The 4,207-nt window shown below is 70.3% G+C and carries 4 protein-coding genes; 1 reads left to right on the top strand and 3 read right to left on the bottom strand.

All coding sequences use genetic code 11. From position 1 onward, the window contains the following. Positions 1-181: hypothetical protein (locus AC5LUJ_RS17770; RefSeq protein ID WP_493465330.1), on the top strand; the 181-nt coding region annotated here is incomplete at its 5' end. A 190-nt stretch (positions 182-371) separates the two neighbouring features. Here AC5LUJ_RS17770 and AC5LUJ_RS17765 read toward each other — a convergent pair. From AC5LUJ_RS17765 to AC5LUJ_RS17755, 3 genes are all read right to left on the bottom strand, one after another. Further along, positions 372-1,295, bottom strand: coding sequence for a hypothetical protein (locus AC5LUJ_RS17765; RefSeq protein WP_250284332.1), 924 nt, complete (start codon positions 1,293-1,295; stop codon positions 372-374). A gap of 79 nt (positions 1,296-1,374) precedes the next feature. Further along, positions 1,375-2,538, bottom strand: a complete 1,164-nt coding sequence (locus AC5LUJ_RS17760; protein ID WP_493465329.1) for a toll/interleukin-1 receptor domain-containing protein — start codon at positions 2,536-2,538, stop codon at positions 1,375-1,377. 352 nt (positions 2,539-2,890) lie between these two features. After that, positions 2,891-4,009: a toll/interleukin-1 receptor domain-containing protein gene (locus AC5LUJ_RS17755; RefSeq protein ID WP_493465328.1), complete on the bottom strand. Its 1,119-nt coding sequence runs from the start codon at positions 4,007-4,009 to the stop codon at positions 2,891-2,893. Positions 4,010-4,207: the final 198 nt, after the last annotated feature.

Raw genomic sequence — 4,207 nt, 5'->3', positions numbered from 1 at the left:
GGTCCCGGTCCACGTCTCGCTCCTGGCCCCGCTCCTGGCCCCGGTCCTGATCCCGGTCCTGGCCCCCGTCCTGATCCCGGTCCTGATCCCGGTTCCACTGCTGGTCCCGGTCCGGGAGCTGGCCTCTGCTCCGCTCCCTGTCCTGGTCCGCGGTCCCGCCTGGGCGGGCTGCCCCGCGTAAGGCACCCGCATGCCCGTCGTCGCCGCCATGCCCGGCCGCCATCGGTGGATCCGTGTCGAGTCTGCCCACGATGAGAGTGTGCGGCCTCCGGCGCGGAAAAGCCGTAGGTAGGTCCCGTCGTGATGGCAGCGGCTGCCACACCTGTGACCTGCGCGTCCGTAGGTGGCAACCGCGGCCGCGGCGGAGGTTTCTACCTACTGTCCCGCCGATGCGTCCTCTGTCCCCGCCGATGTGTCCCGCTGATACGGCGCAGGCCGCTGAGTACGAGGGCGACCATCTCGTCGGTGTCGTCCGTGGCGAACAGCGTTTCGTTCTCGGCCTGGTCGAGGCCGTTGGCGAGCGCCTCCGGGCCGGCCACCCGCAGCTCGGTGAGCAGGCCGTCGTAGTCGACCGGTGTGCCGGCGCGGGCCGCCTGCGCCACCAGCTCGGCGTATCCCGGACGGGCCGCGAGCTGGCTGTCCAGCTCCAGGTCACGGGGCCGCCCGCCGGTCACGGCCTCGATGACCCGCTCGGTGCAGCCGCCGAAGCCGCCCAGCAGGAACAGCGGCCGCCCGGCCCGCAGCGTGAGCACGGCCTCCTCGAGCAGGCCGGGGTAGAGCCCCGCGCCGACGACGACGGCACCGCCGAGCATCACCCGCGCGTCGGTCTCGGTGGCCATGCGCTCACGCATGGCGGTCAGCGCGCGGGCCCGCTTCCAGCGGGCCACCACCGCGTCACCAGCGCTGCCGATGTTACCTGGGTCGTCCCGCAGATCCGGGTCGTCAGGACTGATGTCGGCCGGTGGCGGCACACCGACCACCGTCGCGACGTCGACGAGCTCGGCCTGTTCGTCCACCCCGAACCGCAGGAACAGGTGCCACGCCAGGTAGTCGGTCACCCGCTCCGGCCCGGGCCGGCCGGGCAGGTCGTAGGTGTCGACGAGATCGAACAGGACCCGGCTGTACCCGCCGGCGCGCAGGTCACCGCCGTAGGCGAGGGAGCCGCCAGCGGCCAGGACATGCCGGGCGATCTCGACGAACGCGTGCCGCTGGTGCGGCACCCCCAGGCCTCGCCGGACCAGGTCCGGGCTGTCCGAGATCGAGACGGCCACCCGGATGTCCGCGAGCGAGCTCACAGCAACCTCCTCGCGCGCTCTGTCACCACCGGGCCCGTCGCGGGCCCCATCATGTCGGGAGTCATGTCAGGAACAGCGGTCATGTCGAGAACAGCATCGTCGGCGTCACCATCCGTAGCGAACCGTCGAGCTTCGCCAGCACCCGGCTCTCCTCGGTACCCAGCGGTGGATCAGGATATAGAAGATCGACTGGGGACGCACCTCCGGCGGAATTCCGTGGCAGATCAAGCAGCGTCAGCAGTTCGGGTGGCCGGGCCAGCAGGAACGCGGGCAGAGCGACACCGTGCCGGCCGCACATCTCGGCGGCCCGCAGCGGGAAATACCGGTGCCTGAGCGTCTCGGTCAGCAGAACGCCGACCAGACGGTCGAGAACCGCTCGCGAGTCATGGTGCCAGCGGACGGTCGGAACGTTGCCGAGATACGGGAAGGCGCGCGCCGAGTGGTCCGTGAACGCGTCCAGGACAACCACCGGCATGGACGCGCGCTTCGCGCCGAGGAGCTCCCGCTGGCACCACGGCCGTGAACCATACGAATCCGAGTTCACCGCGAGCAGCGCGCTACTGGTGGCCGCGGCGTCGAGAACGTCGGCGAAAGAGTCCCCACCGGATATGTGGTGCGCGTCGAGGAAGTCGTCGACATCGGTCTCGAGCCGAAGATGCCGGGCCACCTGCCTGGCGATGTCACCGCCATCCGCGGACGCGTAGCTGATGAACACCCGGACCGGATCCGCGGCACCGATCTGACGGCACACCCGGTGGACGACATGGTTCAGCAGGACCTGCTCACGAAAACGCGCCGGCAGCGTGTGCAGGTCGACGACGTCGACGTCGGCCGCGACGGGGACGCGGGCGAAGTTGGGAGTGAGCGCGAACGGCAGCAACCAGTTACCGGGCCCGGCGCCGACAGCGCGCAGCAGTTCCGCGAGATAGTCGTTCCAGCCGGCGCCCACCAGGGCGTTGTCGATGAGCAGGACGATGACATTGCGCTCGGCCAGGCTGAGATCGACAGGTGGTGGCACGTCGGCGGCCCGCCGCGCGCCACGGCCGTCCGGGTGGCGGTGCAAAGGCCCGCCAGCCGACCAGAAACGCACCGGAACTCCCAGCGAGCGGGCGGCCGGCCGCGACGGGTCGGCCGTCAGATGCGTGAAGACGGCGTCGGCGAGCTGGTGGGCTTCCGCGCCGGCACCGGAACGCCAGACCACGTGTACGGCGACGGGCGGCCGCGGTCGCCCGGCGGCGCTCACCAACGGTCGTCAGTCGGGTCAGGATGCATTCCGGCACGATAATCCGGTGCCGCATTCGGGCACCACGGCGGGGGTTAGGAGGGCCGGTCCAGCGCCAGGACGGCCTCTGCCAGGACGGACGGCCCCTGCCGGGACGGCCGCCGGGAGGCGGACACCCCCGGTGGGCGAACGGTCTTCGGCGGCGACGCCGGCCGTCAGCCCGCCACTCGTCCGCACGACATCCCACGTGCGCGGCATGCGCCCCGGGCGTTTCACATGGCCCGGCCGGTGGGCCGCTGGGCCGCGGCCGGCCGGGCGTCCGCGACGCGTTCTCCGGCGCCGGAAACAACGGGGCACGCCGAGAACAGCCCGGTCACGTCGAGAAGAGCATCGTCGGTGTCATCAGCCGCATCCTCGGCTCGAACTCGTGTAGCAGCCGCGTCTCCTCGCTGTCCAGCGGAGGATCGGGATAGACGACGGTCAGGTCCACCTCCACCGAGCCGGCGCGGCGGCGCAGCTCAAGCAGCGTGAGCGGCTCGGGCGGCCGGGAAAGGCAGCAGTACGGCCGGTCGACCCGCCGCAGCCGGGACAGCCAGGCCACCTGGCGGGGAAAATACCGGTGCCGGAACGACTCGGCGAGGAGCAGGCCCAGCAGCCGCTCCATGACGAGCGGCGAGTCCGGTCTCCAGCGCAGTATCGGAATGTTCCCGAGATAGGGCGAGCGACGCTCGTCGCGGTCCTCGACCGCGTCCAGCAGAACAATCGGTCCGAGTTCGCGCTTGGCCCTGATGACCTCGTGCCGGCACCATCCCCGGGAGCTGTAGGAATCGGTCACGATCGCCAGGAACGCCGACGCGGAAATCGCCCGGTCTATCGCCTCGACGAGCCGTTCACCGGCGGCGATACTGTGCACGTCGAGAAAGTCACCGACGTCCGTGCACTCGTGCAGATATTTGCGCACGGCCAGCGCCACGCCCCGGCCGTCCGTCGAGGCGTGGCTGAGCAGTACGGTGAGCGGGGAATTGTCGTCGGTGACATGCCGGAAGAGCCGGTGCAGGATTTTGTTCACGAACACCTGGTCCCGCAGCTCGTGGGCTGCCTCGTAGAGCCTGAGGCAGTTCACGTCCGAGATCGACGAGGTCCGGTCGACCTTCCGGGTGAGCAGCACCGGCAACAGCCAGTGACGAGATGACGCCGAGGTCATGCCGACGAGCTCGGCGATGTAGTCGTTCCAGCCGCCGCTTATCAGCCACGCGTCGACAAGCAGCACCACGATGTTGCGTTCGGCCCGCTCGAGATCGACGGCTGGCGGCGGATCGTCCCGTCCGGGCGACCGCGGATTCGGCGTGGACGTCCAGAAACGGACCGGCACACCGAGGCCTCGCACCCGCGGGCGCCACGGATCGGCGCACAGGAACTTGAAGGCGACGCCGGCAAGATGCTCGCCGAGGCGACTGCCACCGTGCCAGACTACATGCACCGCAACAGGCAATCGCCTGTCAGCGGTTACCAACGGTCGTCAGCCGAGTCGGGATACACCCCGGCACAATAACCGGGCGGTCATGCCCGTCCTGGGGCCACGTGCCAGACCGTGGCTCCGGCTATGCGTCAGGGACACGTGCCAGAACCACGCATCAGGACGCGGCCCTTCCCAGTGCCCGGGCCCGGCCCGTCTCGGTCTCGGTCTCGG

This window comes from Protofrankia sp. CiP1_Cm_nod3, from assembly GCF_982290655.1.
This window is presented reverse-complemented; position numbering and strand designations above follow the sequence as displayed.